The organism is Methylorubrum rhodesianum, assembly GCF_014199985.1.
Lineage (GTDB): Bacteria > Pseudomonadota > Alphaproteobacteria > Rhizobiales > Beijerinckiaceae > Methylobacterium > Methylobacterium rhodesianum.
Map to the genome: position 1 here is coordinate 36,785 of NZ_JACHOS010000011.1, position 19,189 is coordinate 55,973.

At 69.0% G+C, this 19,189-nt stretch carries 20 protein-coding genes; 12 read left to right on the forward strand and 8 right to left on the reverse strand.

Going from position 1 to position 19,189, the window contains the following annotated elements; genetic code table 11:
• Positions 1-61: 61 nt before the first annotated feature.
• The gene (locus tag HNR01_RS28145; protein WP_376770935.1) at positions 62-346 is read left to right on the forward strand and encodes a DUF6883 domain-containing protein; all 285 of its coding nucleotides are present in this window, start codon (positions 62-64) and stop codon (positions 344-346) included.
• Here the strand turns inward: HNR01_RS28145 and HNR01_RS16595 are convergent.
• Positions 315-1,352: a D-cysteine desulfhydrase family protein gene (locus HNR01_RS16595; protein ID WP_183668713.1), complete on the reverse strand. Its 1,038-nt coding sequence runs from the start codon at positions 1,350-1,352 to the stop codon at positions 315-317. The two genes, HNR01_RS28145 and HNR01_RS16595, sit on opposite strands and share 32 nt — an antisense overlap.
• Before the next feature lie 18 nt (positions 1,353-1,370).
• Positions 1,371-3,239, reverse strand: coding sequence for an ABC transporter transmembrane domain-containing protein (locus tag HNR01_RS16600; protein ID WP_183668908.1), 1,869 nt, complete (start codon positions 3,237-3,239; stop codon positions 1,371-1,373).
• A gap of 318 nt (positions 3,240-3,557) precedes the next feature.
• Between HNR01_RS16600 and rpmE the strand changes: the two genes are divergently transcribed.
• Positions 3,558-3,812 (forward strand): 50S ribosomal protein L31, encoded by a 255-nt coding sequence (gene rpmE, locus HNR01_RS16605; RefSeq protein WP_017485685.1) that lies wholly within the window; start codon positions 3,558-3,560, stop codon positions 3,810-3,812.
• Between the two features lie 195 nt (positions 3,813-4,007).
• On the opposite strand, the gene rcdA is transcribed toward rpmE, so the two are convergent.
• Complete coding sequence (gene rcdA, locus HNR01_RS16610) at positions 4,008-4,541, reverse strand: protease adaptor protein RcdA (RefSeq protein ID WP_017485684.1); 534 nt, start codon at positions 4,539-4,541, stop codon at positions 4,008-4,010.
• 641 nt (positions 4,542-5,182) lie between these two features.
• Here rcdA and rpmH point away from each other — a divergent pair.
• The 6 genes from rpmH (at position 5,183) to HNR01_RS16640 (ending at position 9,527) form a co-directional block, all read left to right on the forward strand.
• Positions 5,183-5,317, forward strand: a complete 135-nt coding sequence (gene rpmH, locus HNR01_RS16615; protein ID WP_012253788.1) for a 50S ribosomal protein L34 — start codon at positions 5,183-5,185, stop codon at positions 5,315-5,317.
• A 71-nt stretch (positions 5,318-5,388) separates the two neighbouring features.
• Entirely contained in the window at positions 5,389-5,919 is a 531-nt protein-coding gene (gene rnpA, locus HNR01_RS16620; RefSeq protein WP_183668714.1) for a ribonuclease P protein component, read from the forward strand.
• Positions 5,912-7,762, forward strand: a complete 1,851-nt coding sequence (gene yidC, locus HNR01_RS16625) for a membrane protein insertase YidC (RefSeq protein ID WP_017485682.1) — start codon at positions 5,912-5,914, stop codon at positions 7,760-7,762. Before rnpA ends, yidC begins: the two co-directional genes overlap by 8 nt.
• Before the next feature lie 122 nt (positions 7,763-7,884).
• Positions 7,885-8,544: a ribosome biogenesis GTP-binding protein YihA/YsxC gene (yihA, locus tag HNR01_RS16630; RefSeq protein WP_183668716.1), complete on the forward strand. Its 660-nt coding sequence runs from the start codon at positions 7,885-7,887 to the stop codon at positions 8,542-8,544.
• Complete coding sequence (locus HNR01_RS16635) at positions 8,541-8,912, forward strand: DUF423 domain-containing protein (RefSeq protein WP_183668718.1); 372 nt, start codon at positions 8,541-8,543, stop codon at positions 8,910-8,912. Before yihA ends, HNR01_RS16635 begins: the two co-directional genes overlap by 4 nt.
• A gap of 27 nt (positions 8,913-8,939) precedes the next feature.
• On the forward strand, positions 8,940-9,527 hold the full coding sequence (locus HNR01_RS16640; RefSeq protein WP_183668720.1) for a hypothetical protein: 588 nt from the start codon (positions 8,940-8,942) through the stop codon (positions 9,525-9,527).
• Between the two features lie 7 nt (positions 9,528-9,534).
• Here HNR01_RS16640 and HNR01_RS16645 read toward each other — a convergent pair whose 3' ends face one another.
• The 4 genes from HNR01_RS16645 to HNR01_RS16660 form a co-directional block, all read right to left on the reverse strand.
• On the reverse strand, positions 9,535-10,974 hold the full coding sequence (locus tag HNR01_RS16645; protein WP_017485678.1) for a short-chain fatty acid transporter: 1,440 nt from the start codon (positions 10,972-10,974) through the stop codon (positions 9,535-9,537).
• Between the two features lie 143 nt (positions 10,975-11,117).
• Positions 11,118-11,792, reverse strand: coding sequence for a metallophosphoesterase family protein (locus HNR01_RS16650; RefSeq protein ID WP_183668722.1), 675 nt, complete (start codon positions 11,790-11,792; stop codon positions 11,118-11,120).
• Between the two features lie 148 nt (positions 11,793-11,940).
• Entirely contained in the window at positions 11,941-14,565 is a 2,625-nt protein-coding gene (gene clpB / locus HNR01_RS16655; RefSeq protein WP_183668724.1) for an ATP-dependent chaperone ClpB, read from the reverse strand.
• A gap of 221 nt (positions 14,566-14,786) precedes the next feature.
• A complete protein-coding gene (locus HNR01_RS16660; protein WP_183668726.1) occupies positions 14,787-15,581 on the reverse strand; it encodes an MOSC domain-containing protein in 795 nt (264 codons plus the stop codon).
• A gap of 136 nt (positions 15,582-15,717) precedes the next feature.
• Here HNR01_RS16660 and HNR01_RS16665 point away from each other — a divergent pair, with 136 nt between their 5' ends.
• Positions 15,718-16,497, forward strand: a complete 780-nt coding sequence (locus HNR01_RS16665; protein ID WP_183668728.1) for an MOSC domain-containing protein — start codon at positions 15,718-15,720, stop codon at positions 16,495-16,497.
• Positions 16,498-16,533: 36 nt separating this feature from the next.
• Here the strand turns inward: HNR01_RS16665 and HNR01_RS16670 are convergent, their stop codons facing one another.
• Complete coding sequence (locus HNR01_RS16670) at positions 16,534-16,758, reverse strand: hypothetical protein (protein ID WP_017485673.1); 225 nt, start codon at positions 16,756-16,758, stop codon at positions 16,534-16,536.
• A 272-nt stretch (positions 16,759-17,030) separates the two neighbouring features.
• On the opposite strand from HNR01_RS16670, the gene argB reads away from it, so the two are divergent.
• From argB to HNR01_RS16685, 3 genes are all read left to right on the forward strand, one after another.
• Positions 17,031-17,927, forward strand: a complete 897-nt coding sequence (argB, locus tag HNR01_RS16675; RefSeq protein WP_017485672.1) for an acetylglutamate kinase — start codon at positions 17,031-17,033, stop codon at positions 17,925-17,927.
• An 89-nt stretch (positions 17,928-18,016) separates the two neighbouring features.
• The gene (locus tag HNR01_RS16680) at positions 18,017-18,763 is read left to right on the forward strand and encodes a pyrimidine 5'-nucleotidase (RefSeq protein ID WP_183668730.1); all 747 of its coding nucleotides are present in this window, start codon (positions 18,017-18,019) and stop codon (positions 18,761-18,763) included.
• Entirely contained in the window at positions 18,760-19,188 is a 429-nt protein-coding gene (locus HNR01_RS16685; RefSeq protein WP_183668732.1) for a metallopeptidase family protein, read from the forward strand. The genes HNR01_RS16680 and HNR01_RS16685 overlap by 4 nt, the downstream gene beginning before the upstream one ends.
• Position 19,189 lies beyond the last annotated feature (1 nt).

A 19,189-nucleotide genomic window follows, 5' to 3' on the forward strand; every position in this document is an offset into this window, starting at 1 on the left:
CAGACCGACACGATCGCCTTCGGCTTTCACGATCAGTTCGGACAAAATCGTCGATTACCTCTTGAATTCGACGCATCCCGAAGGTGGATCCAAGGCGCGCTTTCTGGCGATGTTCGGCTTTTCCATCTCCGCCCCGGAGGTCTTGGCTCAAGCATTGCCTGCTCATGCCAAGCCCGAACACTTGGCCAGGGAGGGGCTGACACCCCTCGGTGACGTGAAGCTCGTCTACGAAGGCCCGCTTCAGACGCCCCATGGGCGTTCGCCGACTGTGCGAACAGTCTGGCGCCTCATTTCCGATGATACAGCCTACTTCGTCACGGCGGTACCATTGAAAGAGAACCGCTAAAAAACTCGCTCCGATACGCGAACAGCCCCGGCACGCCGCCGGTCATCACGAACAGAACAGGCGCACCGCGCTCGTACAGGCCCGCCCGCACGTCGTGGAGCAGCCCCGCGAACGCCTTGCCGCTGTAGACGGGATCGAGCAGCAGCCCTTCCGTGCGCGCCATGAGCCGTACGGCCTCGCGCATGCCCTCGGTCGGGATGCCGTAGCCGGGTCCGCGATGGGCGCCGTCGACGCGGATGGCGTCGTCGGAGAGTGTGTGGCCACCGTCGATCAGCGCGAGTGTGTCGCGGGCTCGGGCAAGCGTCGCCGCCCGCGCCTCGGCTTCAGGAGCGAGCACCGTGTAGGACTGCGCCAAGTGCGGGTCGCGTCCGGCGGCGGCCAGCCCGGCGGCGAGGCCGGCATGGGTGCCGGAACTGCCGTTCGGCACGACAATCCGGGCGAAGCCGAGACCGAGATTGGCGGATTGCTCGAGGATCTCGGCGGCGCAGGCCGCGTAGCCGAGGCAGCCGAGCGGGCTCGACCCGCCGGATGGGAAGACGGAGACCCGCCGGCCCTCCGCCCGCAGCTCGTCCGCCCGCGCCTCGGCCAGGGCCAGCGAATCGGCCTCGCCCGGCAGCAGGTGGACGCGGGCGCCGAACAGGTCCTGCAGCAGACGGTTGCCGTTGCCGGTGTAGTCGGCATCCTCCCGCGGGACGCTGCGGGTCAGGAACAATTCGCAGGCGAGTCCCATCCGCGCGGCTGAGGCGGCGGTGAGCCGGGCGTGGTTCGATTGCAGCGCGCCGACGGTAATCACCGTGTCGGCCCGCGCCGCCAGCGCTTGGCCGAGCAGGAATTCGAGCTTGCGCAGCTTGTTGCCGCCGAGTCCCACCGGGCCGACATCGTCGCGCTTCACGAAGAGGCGGACGCCGTTCAGCTCAGCCCCGAGATGGGTCGAGAGCCGATCGAGCGAGCGGATCGGCGTCGGCCCGTCGGTCAGCGCCACGCGGGGGAAGCGGGTGAGGTCCATGAATCTCCCTTGCAGCCGCTACTCCGCCGCGTGTTTCGGACGCGGGTCGCGCGCCCGGGCGCTCTCTTCGAAGCTGTCGGCGAATTGCAGGCTCGCGAGCTGCGCGTAGAGGGCGCCGCGGGCGAGCAGGCTCTCGTGGGTGCCCTCCTCGACGATTTTCCCGCCGTCGAAGACGAGGATGCGGTCGGCGGCGCGAATCGTCGCGAGGCGATGGGCGATCACAAGGGTCGTGCGGCCCTGCATCAGCCGGTCGAGGGCGTTCTGCACGGCCCGCTCGCTCTCCGCATCGAGGGCCGAGGTGGCCTCGTCGAGGAGCAGGATCGGCGCGTCCTTGAGGATCGCGCGGGCGATGGCGATGCGCTGGCGCTGGCCGCCCGAGAGGGTGGTGCCGCGCTCGCCGAGCAGCGTCGCGTAGCCCGCCGGCAGGGCGCGGATGAAGCCGTCGGCATTGGCGAGCCGGGCGGCCTCCTCCACCTCCGCCTCGCTGGCGCCCGGGCGTCCGTAGCGGATGTTCTCCAGCACCGTTCCGGAGAACACCACCGGATCCTGCGGCACGAGCGACAGGCGCTGGCGCAGCGCGTCGAGATCGGCCTGCGGCAGGGGGACGCCGTCGATCGTCACGCGGCCCTCGTCGGGATCGTAGAAGCGCAGCAGCAGTTGCAGCACCGTGGTCTTGCCGGCGCCCGAGGGGCCGACCAGGGCGATGCGCTCGCCCGGTGCCGCGGTGAACGAGACACCGTCGAGCGCCGCGTGTTCGGGCCGGGTCGGGTAGCGGAAGCGCACCGCCTCGAACGCGACCGCGCCGCGGGCCGGGCTCGGCAGGGCGAGCGGGTGCTCGGGGGAGCGGATCGCCGGCTCGGCAGCCAGGATCTCGCCGAGCCGCTCGGCGGCCCCCGCCGCCTGGGCGAGTTCGCCGTAGACCTCGGAGAGCTGGCCGAGCGCGCTCGCGCCGAACACGGCGTAGAGCACGAATTGCGAGAGTTGGCCGGCGGTGGTGGTGCCCGCGAGCACGCCCTTGGCGCCGTACCACATGACGCCGACCACCGAGGCCGAGATCAGGAAGATCGCCACGCCCGTGAGCAGGGCGCGGGCGACGATCGAGGCTCGCGCGGCCCGATAGGCGTTCTCGGACGCGTCGGCGAAGCGCGCGGCGGTGGCGCGGCCCATGCCGAAGGCCTGCATCGTGCGCACGGCACCGACGGCCTCCGCCGCGTAGGCGGAGGCGTCGGCGAGCCGATCCTGCGCCGCGCGGGAGCGCCGCCGCACGCCGCGGCCGGACAGGATCAGCGGGAAGACGATCAGCGGGATCGCGGCCAGCACGAGGATCGACAGGCCGGGGCTCGTCCAGACCATCATGGCGACGGCGCCGACGAACAGGAACAGGTTGCGCAACAGGATCGAGATCGAGACGCCGAACACCGCCTTGACCTGCGTCGCGTCCGCCGTCAGCCGCGAGACGATCTCGCCCGACTGCGACTTGTCGAAGAAAGTCGGATCGAGGCTCGTCAGCCGGGCGAAGACGGCCGAGCGCAGATCCGCCACGACGCGCTCACCGAGCGTTACCACCGAGTAGTAGCGGCCCGCGCTCGATACCGCGAGCACCGCGACGACGCCGAGCAGCGCCACGAAGTAGGAATTGATGAGCGCCTGCCCCTCCGGCGAGAAGCCATGGTCGATCACCCGCCGGATCGCGATCGGCACGACGAGCGTCGCACCGGAGGCCGCGATCAGCGAGACCAGCGCCGCGAGGATGCGGCCCCGATAGCGGCTCGCGAAGGGAATCAGGGGTTTGAGCGCTCCGAGCGGCGCCCGCCCCCGAAGGGCCGCCTGCGGGTCGTTCCGCAGGTCGTTGCTTGCGCCGGACGACGCGTCACGCCTGCGGGCCATCATTCCTCGACATCGTTTCGTCCCCTCCTGTGCCGCTTCTGTCTCGGCTGTCGTGTCGGTCGTGTCGCCGCCTTCAGGCCATCGCATAAGCAGAGCGCGCGTTGATTTCCAGTTCGTGCCCGCTCTGCGGACAGATCATGGCCGGCCTTCTGTGCCGCGCTTTCGCGCGCAACGGTCGATCCGCCCTCCCCTGGCGGTCTTGTCGGTTGCCCGAGGCTGAGGTATAGGCGCGCCTTCATCGGAATGCGCGCGATGTTTTGCCCCTGGCTCTTCCCCTGAGTGGCGGGGCCGGTCGGCGTGCTACCTCAGGAATTCGTCATGGCAAAGAACGAGGCCGCCAAGGCCAAGGGGACCGAGCACCCCGACTACCACTTCATCAAGGTCGTGATGACCGACGGCACCGAGTACAAGACCCGGTCGACCTACGGCAAGGAAGGCGACGTCCTCAACCTGGACATCGACCCGACCACGCACCCGGCCTGGACCGGCGGCGAGCAGAAGATGCTCGATCGCGGCGGCCGCGTCTCGCGCTTCAACAACCGCTTCGCCGGCCTCGGCTTCGGCAAGAAGTGATTTCTCGGGATTTGGGCTCTGGCCCGAGTCGTTGAAACGGCGCCGCTTGCGGCGCCGTTTTCGTATGCGTGCGGTTCGGCGCCTCCCAGGAAGCGGGCGGGCGAATCAAAACGGGCGCGGCCACCGCTTGATGACACGCGCCCCGTTCCGCTCCGGCCTCGACCGCCCGGGGGACTGCTTTTCAAGGCCGAAAACTCACTCTCCGCCGAAGGCCGCCCGCAGGCGCCCGAACTGCGCGGTCACCGGGCTCTCCCGCGGCACCGGCACGGGACGGTCCTCGCTGATCAGCGCATCGAGGTGGAGGATGCGCGCGTGCAGCCGCCGCGAGCGGCGCACGAGATCCTGAAGCCGGAGCGGCAAGGCGGCGAAGGTCTCGCCGGCTTCAGGGAGGGCCCGGTCCGTTTCGGCGAGCTTGACGCGGGTCTTCTCTTCCTGCGCCTGGCTCAAGGAGATCTCACCCTCGGACACCGCCCGCTGAACCAGCAGCCAGGAGGCAATCTGCATCAGCCGGGTGGTGAGGCGCATGCTCTCGCTGGCATAGGCGAGCGTGGCATCGCGCGAGATCAGCCGCGACTCGGCCCTGCCCTCTCCGTCGAGATAGGCCGCGGTCTCCTCGACCAGCAGCATGCCGTCGCGGAACAGGGTCTTGAAGGCTTCCGACGACACGTAGGACTCGCCGAAGCTCACCCACTCGCGGTCGTCCCGGAACGTGACGTCGAACTCGGTCATCCTGCCTCCTGTACCGCCAGCGAACCATCTGTCCCACCGTGGGACGATTTCGGTGCGAATGCAGCCAGTGGGGCAAGTGTAGCGCCGAACGCGAGCCGCGAGGGGGTTCACGTCCTTTTAACGTTAACGGCGACGGGGCGGCGGACGGCGTGACGCCGGAGCGATGCCGAGATCAGGGCTCGGCACCAAAAAAAGAAGCCGCTCCAGAGGAGCGGCTGTCACGAGTCTTACAGGGAGGCATCAAACAGACTGGACAGAGATCCTAATTAGGATCCAGACAATCTGGATGTATCTCTTTCTAAAACAGAAAGGTTAACGCATCGTTAAACGCTGCCTGAGCCTTCGAAAATGTTGCGGACGCCGGGATCAGCGGGGCGTGATCGCACGTGCCTGCGTTGCCGTGCATCGGAAACGCAGGACGATGATCGAACCGGACCGCAGCACCGTTCCAAGTCCTGCGCCGCATCGGCAGGCCGACATTGACTTGCAGCGCCCCCTCCTCCATAAGCCGCGCCATTGCGAAGCGGCGCCCTGTCCCGGGCGCCCTTCGCGTTTGCAGATCCCATTTCGAGGTTCACACACGGTCCGCGCGCTGATCGCAAGCGCCGCCGGGTCGATACCTCGACCGCCGGAGACCGACCATGAAGAGAACCTACCAGCCCAGCAAGCTCGTCCGTAAGCGCCGTCACGGCTTCCGCGCCCGCATGGCGACCGCCGGCGGCCGCAAGGTCATCGCCGCCCGCCGCGCGCACGGCCGCAAGCGCCTCTCGGCCTGACACAATCCGTGGCGCCGGACGCCGGCGCCGCGTCTTGCAACACGAGCCCGCAAATCGGGATCGGAGCGCCCGTGCCGACGATCGGACGTCTCCGGCGGCGCCCGGATTTCCTGGCAGCCGCCCAGGGCCGACGCTTCCATACGGAACGCATGAGCGCCCAGGGGCGCCTGCGCGCTCCCGACGAGACCCGCGACGGTGCGACCGCCGAGGGGCTCTTTCTCGGCTTCACCATCACCAAGCGCGTAGGGCATGCGACCGAACGCAACCGGATCCGGCGACGCCTGCGCAGCGCCGTCGCTGCCGTGGCGGCGGATGCTCCTTCGATCGGAGCGGATGTCGTGGTAATCGCCCGACGCCCTGCCCTCGATGCTCCCTTCGAGAGCCTCGTCGAGGATCTGCGCCGCGCCCTTCACTCGGTGACGCGCCCGGCCGCGCCGCGCTCCGGCGACGCCGCCCGATCGCCGTCGTCCAAGCTGCCCTCATCGCCGCCCTCGCCCCGATCGGGACGCGGCGGCTCACGCTCCGGTCGGGGCGCGGCCTCGGGCGGCACGTCCACCTTTCCCTCCACATCGAAGGCGCCTGACGGATCGACCGATGGGTAACGACAAGACGAACATGTTCGTCGCCATCGCCTTGTCGCTGGTGGTCCTGCTTGGCTGGCATTACTTCGTCACCGGGCCGGCCAGCGAGCGGCAGCGACAGGCGGCACAGAGCCAGACCGCACAGCAGCCCGGCGCGCCGCAGACGGCCGACGGCATCCCGGCCCCGAGTCCGCGGGAGGGCAGCCCCCACGCGCCCGTTCCCGGCACGGTGCCGGGTACCGCCGCACAGGGCCCCGTCTCGCGCGAGGACGCCCTGGCCCGCTCCGCCCGCGTCCGCCTCGACACGCCGGCGCTCTACGGCTCGATCGCGCTCAAGGGCGCGCGCATCGACGATGTGAGCCTCAAGAACTACCACGAGACCGTGAGCGACGAGAGCCCGCGCATCGTGCTGCTCTCGCCCACCGGCAGCGCCAACCCGTACTACGCCGAGTTCGGCTGGGTCGGTGCCAATGCCGGCCCGCTGCCCAACGGCGACACGGTGTGGAAGGCCGACGGCGACCTGCTCGCCCCCGGCAAGCCGCTGACGCTGAGCTGGGACAACGGCCAGGGCCTCGTGTTCAAGCGCATGATCGCCGTGGACGACAAGTTCATGTTCACGGTGCGCGACGAGGTGGAGAACACCTCGGCCAACCCCGTCACGCTCTTCCCCTACAGCCTCGTCTCGCGCTGGGGTAAGCCGCACACCCAGGGCTACTACGTGCTGCACGAGGGCCTGATCGGCGTGCTCGGCAACGACGGCCTGCAGGAATACACCTACGACAAGGTCGCCAAGGAGCCCGCCTATGGCGGTCCCGGCACCCTGGGCAAGGCCTGGACGAACGTGACCGGCGGCTGGGTCGGCATCACCGACAAGTACTGGGCCGCCGCCGCGATCCCGGAGCAGGACAAGCCCTTCACCGGCGCCTTCACCGAGCGCACCGACGGCGCCACCAAGGTCTACCAGACCTCCGTGCGCGGCGACGCGGTCACGGTCGCGCCGAACGCCTCCTCGGCCACCACCCAGCGCCTGTTCGCGGGCGCCAAGGAGGTGAACCAGATCAATGCCTACGAGCGCGAGCTCGGCATCAAGCAGTTCGACCTGATGATCGACTGGGGCTGGTTCTGGTTCCTGACCAAGCCGATGTTCCGGGCGCTGGACTTCTTCTTCCATCTCGCCGGCAATTTCGGCGTCTCGATCCTGCTCGTGACGCTGATCCTGAAGATCTTCTTTCTGCCGATCGCCAACCGCTCCTACGTCTCCATGGCCAAGATGAAGGCTGTGCAGCCGGAGATGACCTCCATCCGGGAGCGCTACAAGGACGACCGGACGAAGCAGCAACAGGCGATGATGGAGCTGTACAAGAAGGAGAAGATCAATCCGGTGGCCGGCTGCTGGCCGGTGCTGATCCAGATCCCGGTCTTCTTCGCGCTGTACAAGGTCCTGTTCATCACCATCGAGATGCGGCACGCGCCGTTCTTCGGCTGGATCCAGGACCTCGCCGCGCCCGATCCGACCAGCATCGTGAACCTGTTCGGCCTGCTGCCCTTCGCCGCGCCCGACTTCATCCATCTGGGCGTGTGGCCGATCATCATGGGCATCACGATGTTCGTGCAGATGAAGATGAACCCCGCGCCGCCGGACCCGGTCCAGGCGCAGGTCTTCGCCTTCATGCCGATCGTGTTCACCTTCATGCTCGGCTCGTTCCCCGCCGGCCTCGTGATCTACTGGGCCTGGAACAACACCCTCTCGGTGATCCAGCAATACATCATCATGCGCCGCAACGGCGTGAAGGTGGAATTGTGGGACAACATCAGGGGCATGTTCAAACGCGGCGACAAGAAAGCCGCGGCCACCAAGGGCTGACCGCGACAGCCCTCTCTCCACCCCGCGGATCCCGGCCCTGTCCGGGATCCGCTGCGTTCCGGCCCGGGCCGAGCCCGCCCGGCTTCATCGGGACGGCGTCGGCGGGTAAAGCGATATCCGTGATGACCGAAGCCGCCACCGACGCTCCCTCCCCCGGACTGCTGGAAGCCGGCCGCCTGCTGTTTGCGGGCGAGGCCGAGTTCACCGCCGCCGCGCCGGCGCTCGGCGCCCTGCCGCCGATGGAGGGCGTGGAGATCGCCTTCGCCGGGCGCTCGAACGTCGGCAAGTCGAGCCTCGTCAACGCGCTGACCGGGCGCAACACCCTGGCGCGCACCTCGCACACGCCGGGCCGCACCCAGCAGCTCAACTTCTTCCGCATCGGCGGGCGCCTGATGCTCGTCGACATGCCGGGCTACGGCTACGCTGCGGTCGAGAAGGCCAAGGTCGAAGCCTGGACCCAGCTGATCCACGCCTACCTCAAGGGCCGCTCGAACCTCGCGCGGGTCTATGTGCTGATCGATTCCCGGCACGGTCTGAAGTCGATCGACACCGACCTGCTCGACGGGCTCGACAAGGCGGCCGTGTCCTACCAGATCGTGCTGACCAAGGGCGACGCCCTCAAGAAGTCCGAGATCGAGCGGCGCATCGCGGGCATCCAGGCGGCCCTCGCCAAGCGCCCGGCGGCCTATCCGGAGGTGCTGCTGACCTCGAGCCGCGACGATCGCGGCGTGGCGGAGCTGCGCGCCAGCATCGCCCGGTTGCTACAGGAGCGCGGCGCGTGACCGGCCTCGACCGCGTTCTCGCTGCGCTCGCAGCCCTGGCCGGCGGCCTCGGCGTGGCAGCCAGCGCCGCGGCCGCCCATACCAGCGGCGGCGAGACCCTGAAGACCGCGGCCCAGTTCCTGCTGTTCCACGCGCCGGCCGTGCTTGCGCTCACGGGCCTCGCCGCAGCGGGCCCGATCCGCGCCGGCCTGGCCCGCCTCGCGGCCGCCGCGCTGCTGATCGGCCTCGCGCTGTTCTCGGGCGATCTCGCCCTGCGGGCATTGGCCGGGACGCCGCTGTTTCCCATGGCGGCGCCGAGCGGCGGCGTGGTGCTGATGGCCGGCTGGCTCCTCGCGGCCGTCGCTGTGCTGGTGCCCGCACGGCGCTGAGACGGGCCACGGGCGAGGGAGGATCGCGTGCTGAGACGCTGGCTCGTGCTCGCCATCAGCCTCGCGGCGCTTCCGCTCCAGGCCGCAGAGATCGAGGAGAACGAACCCCTCGTCATGCGGCTGATCTTCGAGGATTGCCTCGGCTACATCCGCCACGGCCGCACGCCGTTCGAGGGGCTCGCCACCCGGCCCGCGTCCCGGGAGGCGATCGCGGAGCTCCCATCCCGCGCGCCGGACCGGGAGAAGGCGGTCGAGCTCCTGTCGCCGCGCTACGTCGCCGCCTGGGGCCGCGACGGCCAGACGCGGCACTGCCTGATCCGGACCGTGTGGTGGGCGGAGCGGGACCGGCTTCCCGCTCGCCTCGGCGTGCGGGCGACGGGTTTCCTCTCGCGCGTCACCGAGAGGGCGCGCACCGCGGGCTTCAAGGAAGCCTTCCCAGCGGACACCTTCTCCTCGCTCGCCACGAGCCACTGGTCGGAGAAGAGCACCGGCCATGACAGCGGCCCGCTGCGGCCCGTCAGCTTCACGATCCTCGCCACCGGCGGCGACGAGGCCCGCGGCCTCCTGGATGCCGGTCTCATCGTGATGGGCGGCCCGCCGCAGGGCCGCCCCTGACCGTGCCTCAGCCCGGCATCACCGGCGGGTGATATTCCAGCGTGAAGGCGAGCGCCCAGAGCAGGAACAGCACCAGCGGCAGGTGGACGATGAGCTGCAGGAAGCTGAAGCCGACGATGTCGCGGGCCTTCAACCCCAGGATGCCGAGCAGCGGCAGCATGAAGAACGGGTTGATCAGGTTGGGCAGGGCCTCGGCCGCGTTGTAGACCTGCACCGCCCAGCCGAGATGCACCTTCAGCTCATTGGCCGCCTGCATCACGTAGGGCGCCTCCAGCAGCCACTTGCCGCCGCCCGAGGGGATGAAGAAGCCGAGCAGCGCCGAGTAGACGCCCATCGCCAGAGGGAAGCTTCCCTGTGTGTTCAGGGCCACGAAGGCGTGGGCGATCACGTCCGAGAGGCTGTGCCCGGCGGCGTTCTTGGCGCCCGTCAGGATCGCGGCGATGGCGGCGTAGAACGGAAACTGGATCAGGATACCGGCGGTGGCGGGCACCGCCTTGGCGAGCGAGGCCAGGAAGCGCTTCGGCCGCCAGTGGAGGACGAGGCCCGCCATCAGGAACAGGAAGTTGTAGGTGTTGAGGTTGGAGATCGCGATCATCCAGTCCTGGCGCGCGAATTCCTGGATCAGCCAACCGGCCGCCAGCAGGCCGATCAGCACCGTCAGGACGGGCGCGTGTTCGAGCCACTCGCCGGGCTGCTTCGGCGGGGGCAGGCTCGCCTCCTCCTTCGACACGTCGACGCCGAGATCCTGGGCCGTCATCGCGGTGTCGCGCCCCGGTGCGGAAGCGACCGCGATCACCGCCGAGATCACCACGAGGATCACGGTGATCAGGATCGACTGCCACAGGAAGATCGTTTCGCTGAACGGGATCACGCCAGTGATCGGCAGCAGGCCCGGCGGCAGGCTCTTCGGATTGGCCTGGAGCTGCGCGGCGGAGGAGGACAGGCCCATCGCCCAGGTGGCGCCGAGGCCGAGATAGGCGGCGGCGCCGGCCGCACGATAATCCATCCGCAAGTCGGTGCGGCGGGCGAGCGCCCGGGCGAGCAGGCCGCCGAAGATCAGGCTGAGCCCCCAGCTCAGGAGCGAGGAGAGCATCGTGGCCAGCGCCACGTAGCCGATGGCGCCGCGCCCGGTCTTGGGCACCAGCGCCATCCGCTCGATCAGCGCCTGGACCGGTGCGGAGGTCGCCACCACGTAGCCGCCGATGGTGACGAAGACCATCTGCATGGTGAAGGGGATCAGGCTCCAGAAGCCGTCGCCGAAGCTCTTGGTCACCGCCTGGACCGGCGCGCCGTTGATGAGGGCGGCGCCGGCCACGATGACGACGGCGATGGCCACGAACACGAAGGCGTCCGGAAACCACTTCTCGGCCCAATCGGTGAAGCGCAGGGCGAGGCGGGCCATCGCCCTCTCCTCGGTCCGGTCGCGGGGCTTTGCGGGCGCATCCATGGACGTCGTCTCCTGATCCGCAGCGCCAGCGGCCGCGGTTATCCCCGTTAGACGGGGAGCCGCGGCCGGGTTCAAGCGGGTCCCGTTACGAAACCTCAGCGCTCACAGAAATCGAGATCGTCCTCCCTCGCGGCATCGGCACCTCAGCGGGCCGGCACGCGCAGGAATTCAACGGCCGGCCCTTGGCTCTCCGAAAACACGCCCGCCGTCAGCGCGTTGCCGAAGACCGCGCCGGTATCGAGATTGGTGCGGAAGCGGCGGCAATCCGGTCCGCCTCGGGTCTGCGGCGTGTGACCGTGAACCACGTGTCGGCCGAAATCGTGATCCTCGGACAGGAACGGCTCGCGGATCCAGAGGCGGGTGTGCCGGTCCGAATCCGGCACTTCGGTGTCGGAGCGGAAGCCGGCATGGACGTACCAGCGCTGCGCATCCTCGTGCAGGGTCGGAAGGGCCTCGATCCAGTCCAGCACCTCGCCGGGCAGTTCCTCCGGCCCCGAAACCCCGAACGACGCGAGCGCCTCGGCGCCGCCATTATAGACCCAATGGTCGAGGGCGCCGGGCTCGTGAAGGCTCTTCAGCAGCATCTCCTCGTGGTTGCCCATCAAGCAGACCACGTCGTCCGGCGCCCGCCATTGCAGGCGGCGCAGGGTCTCGACCACCCGGGCGCTGTCGGGCCCGCGGTCGATGTAATCGCCGAGGAAGACGAGTTTTTTCGCGCGATCCCCCGCGTGGGACTCGATGCGCTCCAGCAGGCGGTCGAGGAGGTCGGCACAGCCGTGGATGTCGCCGATGGCGTAGGTGAGCGTTTCCGCCGTCATCCAGCGGTTGTCGGCGGGAAATCGCTGCGATGCAAGAAGCTGCGGCAACGTCGCCTGAGACGCCGATCGTGACGGCCGTCGCGCATGACGGTCGCCACGAAAAGCACCCCGGCGCGATGTCCCGCGCCGGGGCCTGTCACTCACCCGATCAGTTCAGCAGCACCCCCGCCGGCCGGCGCTCGGCGGCGATGTCGCCGATCATCAGCCCCGCGGGTCCGACGCGGATCGGCACCGTCTCGCCGTCGTGGATCACACCGGACAGGATCGCTTCGGCGAGCGGATCCTGCACGTTCTTCTGGATCACCCGCTTCAGCGGCCGCGCCCCGTAGGCAGGGTCGTAGCCCTTGTCGGCGAGCCAGGTGCGGGCCTCGTCGTCCACGTCGAGGGTGATCTTGCGATCCTCCAGAAGCTTGGCCAGACGCCCGAGCTGGATATCGACGATCGCTCCCATCTCCGAGCGCGCGAGGCGATGGAACAGGATGATCTCGTCGACCCGGTTCAGGAACTCGGGCCGGAAATGACCCCGCACCACGCCCATCACCTCGTCGCGCACCGCGTCGGTGTCCTGGCCGGCGGGCTGGTTGACCAGATACTCGGCACCCAGGTTCGAGGTCATGATGAGCAGCGTGTTGCGGAAATCGACCGTCCGTCCCTGCCCGTCCGTCAGGCGCCCGTCGTCGAGCACCTGCAGCAGGACGTTGAACACGTCCGGATGCGCCTTCTCGACCTCGTCGAACAGCACGACCTGGTAGGGCCGGCGCCGCACGGCCTCGGTCAGCGCACCGCCCTCCTCGTAGCCGACATAGCCCGGAGGTGCGCCGATGAGGCGGGCGACGGCGTGCTTCTCCATGTACTCGGACATGTCGATGCGGACCAACGCCGTATCGTCGTCGAACAGGAAGCCGGCCAGAGCCTTGGTCAGCTCGGTCTTGCCGACGCCCGTCGGCCCGAGGAACATGAACGAGCCGATCGGCCGGTTCGGATCCTGCAGGCCGGCGCGCGCCCGGCGGACCGCGGTCGAGACCGCCTCCACCGCCTCGCGCTGGCCGACGACGCGTTTTCCGAGCGCCTCCTCCATCGCAAGCAGCTTCTCGCGCTCACCCTCCAGCATCTTGTCCACGGGCACGCCGGTCCAGCGCGAGACGACCGCCGCGATATGGGCGGGCGTCACCGCCTCCTCGACCATGCCGTCTCGGGCGACCGCGCTCTCGCCCGCGGCCTCGATCTCGGCGAGCTGCTTCTCCAGACCCGGAATCACGCCGTAGGCGAGTTCGCCGGCGCGCTGATACTGGCCCTGGCGCTGCGCCCCGGCCAATTCGTTGCGAGCCTCGTCGAGCTTCTTCTTCAGCTCGGCGGCGGCTCCGAGCTTGTCCTTCTCGGCCTTCCAGCGCGCCGTGATGGTGGCGGACTGCTCCTCGAGATCGGCGAGTTCCTTCTCCAGACGCTGCAGCCGGTCGCGGGAGGCGGAATCCGTCTCCTTCTTCAGCGCCTCGCCCTCGATCTTCAGCCGCACGATCTCGCGGTCGACGTTATCGAGTTCCTCGGGCTTCGAATCGACCTGCATGCGCAGGCGCGAACCCGCCTCGTCGACGAGGTCGATCGCCTTGTCGGGCAGGAAGCGGTCGGTGATGTAGCGGTTCGACAGGGTCGCCGCCGCGACGAGCGCGCTGTCCTGGATGCGCACGCCGTGGTGCTGCTCGTACTTCTCCTTGATGCCGCGCAGGATCGACACCGTGTCCTCGACGGTCGGCTCGGACACGAAGACGGGCTGGAAGCGCCGCGCCAGCGCGGCATCCTTCTCGACATGCTTGCGGTACTCGTCGAGCGTGGTCGCGCCGACGCAGTGCAGCTCGCCGCGGGCGAGCGCGGGCTTGAGAAGGTTCGAGGCGTCCATCGCCCCGTCCGCCTTCCCGGCGCCGACCAGCGTGTGCATCTCGTCGATGAACAGGATGATCTGGCCTTCCGCCGCGGTGACCTCGGAGAGAACGCCCTTGAGTCGCTCCTCGAACTCGCCGCGATACTTCGCGCCGGCGATCAGCGCGCCCATGTCGAGCGCCAGGAGGTTCTTCTCTTTCAGTGATTCCGGCACGTCGCCGTTGACGATGCGCAGCGCCAAACCCTCGACGATGGCGGTCTTGCCGACGCCGGGCTCGCCGATCAGCACCGGGTTGTTCTTGGTGCGCCGGGAGAGGACCTGGATCGTACGGCGGATCTCCTCGTCGCGGCCGATCACCGGATCGAGCTTGCCCTCGCGGGCGGCCTCGGTGAGATCGCGGGCATATTTCTTCAGCGCGTCGTAGGCGTTCTCGGCCGAGGCGTTGTCGGCGGTGCGACCCTTGCGCAGCGCGTTGATCGCCGCATTGAGCGAGGCCGCGGTGACGCCCGCCGCACTCAGGATGCGGCCGGCCTCCGAGTCCTTCTCGACGGCGAAGGCGATCAGCAGGCGCTCGACGGTGACGTAGGAATCGCCCGCCTTCTCGGCGGCCTGCTCCGCAGTGTCGAACAGGCGCACGAGTTCGCGCGTCGCCTGCGGCTGCGCGGCGTTGCCCGAGACCTTCGGCTGCTTGGCGAGCCACTGCTCAACCTGCGCATGGGCGACCCGCGACTGGCCACCGGCCCGGTCGATCAGACCGGCGCAGAGCCCTTCGGGATCGTCGAGCAGGACTTTCAAAAGGTGGCCGGGCGCGAGCTGCGGGTTGCCCTCGCGGACGGCGAGATTCTGCGCGGCCTGGACGAAGCCCCGGGCGCGCTCGGTGTATTTCTCAAAATTCATGCGTGTTGCCCTTCCCCGGACCGGATGGGTCATCCGCCCGCTCACGCGGCACGAAGCCCCCGATGCGTTGCCCCGCGGGGTCTGCCCCGCCGGGACACCGGCGCTGTCTTGAGAGCCGCCGGCAGGGCTGAATTGGGTGTTGCGTTTACGTAACACAAGGGGCGAGGGCTGCCGAAACATACGCGGGGCGAGCCCGCGGATCGGATCGTCCGTGCCGGCGCTCAGGCGGCGTCTTCGGTCCCCGGGAGCACCGCCATCCGGTCGCCGACCGCGATGGCGCCGTCGGCGAGCACTTCGAGATAGATGCCGAGATCGACATGGCCGAAGTTGCGCTTGAGCGCCTTCGGCAGGTTGGTGTCGCGCGCGGCCGTCTCCGGGTTCACATCGACAGCGGCGCAGCGCGGCGTGCGGGCAAGGCCCCGAAGCCGCAGGAATCCGATCGTCACCTCCCGATCGACCCAGTCCATCTCCGCCCACGGCTCCAGCCCATCGACGTAGATGTTGGCGCGGAAGCGCAGGGGATGGATCGGCCCGCCCGTCCGCTCCTCCAGGGCGCGGACCGAGGCGAGGTTGATCAGCGAGACCGCCCGCATGAAGGCCGGCGAGATCACGCTGCCGTCGGTGAACTTGTGGCCGGCGGCCCGCACGAGGCGCGGTCGCCCCCGCGCCGCCGGGCCGATATAAGCCTCGAAGAACGCCTCGACCGCCGCCCGGCCCGAGGCGCTCGCCACATCCTCGCTCAGCACCGTCTCGCCGTCGCGGATCACCGTGAGCCGTCCGGTCCCGGGATCGAACCGCGTCGAGAGCGCCGCCAGCACCTCATTGCTGCGCAGCATCAGGAAGAAGCCCTTGTCGAGGGGCTCCGGGTTCTGCGGATCGAACTCCGTGGTGCCGAGGGCGAGGGCGTATTCACGGTCGAAGGCGAGGCCGGACGCGCGGGCCAGCGTCAGCGCCGGAAGCGGCTCGGCCGAGAGGCCCTTGACCGGATATCTGTAGAGCGCGGTGACCTCGGCCATCTGTCCTCATCCTCTTGCCCGAAGCGGCAGGCTGGCCGAGACCGTGCCGGAGGACCATGCGGAATTCTCCGTAGATGCCGCGCGGCGCCGGCCGGCCCGGTTGCAAACCGTGCAGGGCCGGGCGTAGCGGTGAGGGATGAGCCAGAGCCCCGCCCTCCGCATCGCCGCACTCTATCGCTATCCCGTGAAGGGGCTCTCGCCCGAGGCGCTGGAGACGGCGGAGCTGGAAACCAGCGGCTACTTCCCCGGCGACCGGCTCTACGCCATCGAGAACGGCCCTTCCGGCTTCAACGAGACCGTGCCGCGGCATCTGCCCAAGGTCGCCTACCTGATGCTGATGCGCAACGAGGCGCTGGCGCGGCTGCGCACCCGCTTCGACGACGCTACGCATCGCCTGACGGTCGAGGCGGACGGTGATCCGGCGATGGAGGCGGATCTGAGCACGGCGGAGGGCCGCGAAGCCTTGGCCGGCTTCATGAAGGACTTCCTGCCGCAGGAGCTGCGCGGCGTCCCGCGGGTGCTGGCGGCGCCGCCCGGCTACCGTTTCACCGATTCGCGCACCGGCTACGTCTCGCTCATCAACCGGGCGAGCGTGGCGGCGACCGAGGATCTCGTCGGCGCGCCCGTCGATCCCCTGCGCTTTCGCGGCAACCTCTATCTCGACGGGCTGGAGCCTTTCGCCGAACTCGACATGGTCGGCCGGGTGCTGGAGACGGAGAGCGGGGCCCGGCTGAAGATCACCAGCCGGACCGTGCGGTGCGCCGCCACGAACGTCGATCCGCAGACGGGACAGCGCGACCTGTCGATCCCGAAGGCCCTGATGGATGGGCTGGGCCACGCCGATTGCGGCGTCTACGCCGAGGTTCTGGCCGGCGGCCGGCTGCGGCCGGGCGACGGCCTGCGGGTGATCGGCTGACCCGAAGTCGGGCGTGAGGGAGCAGCGCCTGCGGGATCAGCGCTTGCGGGCTTGGACACGGGCCGTGAGCCAGAGCGGCTCGGGCTCGGCACAGGGCAGGAGCGCGGCCACGGCGTCGAGATCGACCGCATAATTCTCGGTGAGCTGGCGCCAGACGTCAGCAGACGAACTCGCCCCCTGACCGAGACGCTCGACGACGCGGGCGAGCAGACCGGGATGAGTGAGGCTTGGACGCGGCGTTACCAGATCGGCATTCAGCATGGCCGGCCCCTCCGTTCGGCCGGAGAAGAATTGGCGAGGATGGTTAACGCCGGATTAAGCTCTGCAGTGAAACCGCGACCAGCGCCTGATGTCGGCCGGGCCCCGGCTGCAGGATGGCTCTGAGCGCTCACCGTCCGACTCGATCCGGCGCTGCCCTCGCGCCGCGGCTCTCGCCGGATCGCGAGCAGGCAATGTCTTCGCTCTGCACAAAGCCTGCGCTAGAAGCCTGCCGAATCCGCCCGCGACTCGAACAGAGAGCCAGGACGACCGCGATGACCGATCCGTTGCCGAACGTGCATGTGCGCGCCGAGATCCTGACCCAGGCGCTGCCGCACATGCAGCGCTACGATCAACAGATCGTGGTCATCAAGTACGGCGGCCACGCCATGGGCGATCCGGCCGCGGCGGAGGACTTCGCCGAGGACATCGTGCTGCTCGAACAATCCGGCTTGAAGCCCATCGTCGTGCATGGCGGCGGGCCGCAGATCGGCAAGATGCTGGCCCGGCTCGGCATCGAATCCGAATTCCGCGGCGGGCTTCGCGTCACCGACGAGGCCACCGTGGAGGTGGTCGAGATGGTGCTCGCCGGCTCGATCAACAAGCAGATCGTCGGCTGGATCGCCGCCGAGGGCGGCCGGGCGATCGGCCTGTGCGGCAAGGACGGCAACATGGTCCGCGCCAAGCGCGCCATGCGCACGATCAAGGACCCCGACAGCAACATCGAGCAGGCGATCGATCTCGGCCTCGTCGGCGAGCCGGAACACGTCGAGCGCGGCGTGCTCGACGCGGTGCTGAAGGCCGAGCTGATCCCGGTGCTCGCCCCCGTCGCCTACGGCGAGGACGGCAAGACCTACAACGTCAACGCCGACACCTTCGCCGGCGCCATCGCCGGCGCGCTGCGGGCCAAGCGCCTGCTGCTGCTGACCGACGTCCCCGGCGTGCTCGACAAGGACAAGAACCTGATTCAGGAGCTGTCGGTCGAGGATTGCCGGCGCCTGATCGCCGACGGCACGATCACGGGCGGCATGATCCCGAAGGTCGAGACTTGCATCTACGCCATCGAGCAGGGCGTGGAGGCGGTGGTCATCCTCAACGGCAAGGTCGCGCACGCCGCGCTGCTCGAATTGTTTACCGATTTCGGTGCGGGCACCCTGATCCGCCGCACCTGACGGCAGCGCTTCCCTGAGACGTGGGAACACCTACATACGGGATGGGGCTAGCCCCATCCCGTTTCTCCTGATCGAGCGTCGCCCCTCCCTTGCTTCTTCCCGGCGAGAGCCACTTCACCACCCCCGACGCCCGCGGATTTTCCGACGTCGATACCTGGGTGTTCGACCTCGACAACACGCTCTATCCGAGCGACGCGCGGGTCTGGCCGCAGGTGGACGAGCGGATCACGCTCTACGTGATGCGGCTCTACGGCCTCGACGCGCTCTCCGCCCGCGCCCTTCAGAAGCATTTCTACCACCGCTACGGCACCACGCTGAAGGCGCTGATGGTGGAGGAAGGAGTTGACCCGCACGACTTCCTCGACTTCGCCCACGACATCGATCACTCGACGATCAAGCTCGACGAATCCCTCGGCACGGCCATCGAGCATCTGCCGGGGCGTAAGCTGATCCTCACCAACGGCTCGCGCCGCCACGCCGAGCGGGTCGCGGACAAGCTCGGCATCCTCAACCATTTCGAGGACGTGTTCGACATCGCGGCGGCCGATTTCGTGCCGAAGCCCGATCGCTCGACCTACGAGCGCTTCCTCCTGCGCCACGGGGTCGATCCGCGACGCTCGGCCCTGTTCGAGGACATCGCCCGCAACCTCGTGGTGCCGCACGATCTCGGCATGGCCACCGTGCTGGTGGTGCCGCCCACCTTCGATCCGTTCCGCGAGCAGTTCGAGCAGGAGGCGGTGAGGGAGCCGCATATCGACCATATCACCAGCAACCTCGCCTCCTTCCTGGAGCGCTGCGTGCTGCCGGTCGTCCCGCCCGAGTCCGCCGCGCCGTGAGCGGGCGAGCCGCGGACCGCTGGGCCGAGACCAGGGCGCCGAGCCTTGCCGAGATCGAGGCTCTGGCCGACGCCGCCTTCGCCGCGCTGCCGGAGGAATTCCGCACCCTCTGCGCGGGCGTGCGCATCCACGTCGATGACTTCCCCGACGAGGAAACCCTGACCGAGATGGGCTGCGAGACGGAGTTCGACCTGCTCGGCCTGTTCCGCGGCGTCGGGCTGGCGCAGTCCGGCGAGGTCGTGTCGGGACAGATGCCCAACGCCGTCTGGCTCTACCGCCGGCCGCTGCTCGACTACTGGGCCGAGCACGACGAGACGTTGGGCCACCTCGTCATCCACGAGATCGGCCACCATTTCGGCCTCTCCGACGACGACATGGCCGGCATCGAGGCGGCGGCGGACGACATCACGCCATCCGAGGCGTGAC

What these genes read in the sequence shown, in the direction of transcription:
- HNR01_RS16595 (WP_183668713.1), bottom strand. Translation starts at nt 1,352, where the DNA reads ATGGACCTCACCCGCTTCCCCCGCGTGGCGCTGACCGACGGGCCGACG.
- HNR01_RS16600 (WP_183668908.1), bottom strand. Translation starts at nt 3,239, where the DNA reads ATGGCCCGCAGGCGTGACGCGTCGTCCGGCGCAAGCAACGACCTGCGG.
- rpmE (WP_017485685.1), top strand. Translation starts at nt 3,558, where the DNA reads ATGGCAAAGAACGAGGCCGCCAAGGCCAAGGGGACCGAGCACCCCGAC.
- rcdA (WP_017485684.1), bottom strand. Translation starts at nt 4,541, where the DNA reads ATGACCGAGTTCGACGTCACGTTCCGGGACGACCGCGAGTGGGTGAGC.
- rpmH (WP_012253788.1), top strand. Translation starts at nt 5,183, where the DNA reads ATGAAGAGAACCTACCAGCCCAGCAAGCTCGTCCGTAAGCGCCGTCAC.
- yidC (WP_017485682.1), top strand. Translation starts at nt 5,912, where the DNA reads ATGGGTAACGACAAGACGAACATGTTCGTCGCCATCGCCTTGTCGCTG.
- yihA (WP_183668716.1), top strand. Translation starts at nt 7,885, where the DNA reads ATGACCGAAGCCGCCACCGACGCTCCCTCCCCCGGACTGCTGGAAGCC.
- HNR01_RS16645 (WP_017485678.1), bottom strand. Translation starts at nt 10,974, where the DNA reads ATGGATGCGCCCGCAAAGCCCCGCGACCGGACCGAGGAGAGGGCGATG.
- HNR01_RS16650 (WP_183668722.1), bottom strand. Translation starts at nt 11,792, where the DNA reads ATGACGGCGGAAACGCTCACCTACGCCATCGGCGACATCCACGGCTGT.
- clpB (WP_183668724.1), bottom strand. Translation starts at nt 14,565, where the DNA reads ATGAATTTTGAGAAATACACCGAGCGCGCCCGGGGCTTCGTCCAGGCC.
- HNR01_RS16660 (WP_183668726.1), bottom strand. Translation starts at nt 15,581, where the DNA reads ATGGCCGAGGTCACCGCGCTCTACAGATATCCGGTCAAGGGCCTCTCG.
- HNR01_RS16665 (WP_183668728.1), top strand. Translation starts at nt 15,718, where the DNA reads ATGAGCCAGAGCCCCGCCCTCCGCATCGCCGCACTCTATCGCTATCCC.
- HNR01_RS16670 (WP_017485673.1), bottom strand. Translation starts at nt 16,758, where the DNA reads ATGCTGAATGCCGATCTGGTAACGCCGCGTCCAAGCCTCACTCATCCC.
- argB (WP_017485672.1), top strand. Translation starts at nt 17,031, where the DNA reads ATGACCGATCCGTTGCCGAACGTGCATGTGCGCGCCGAGATCCTGACC.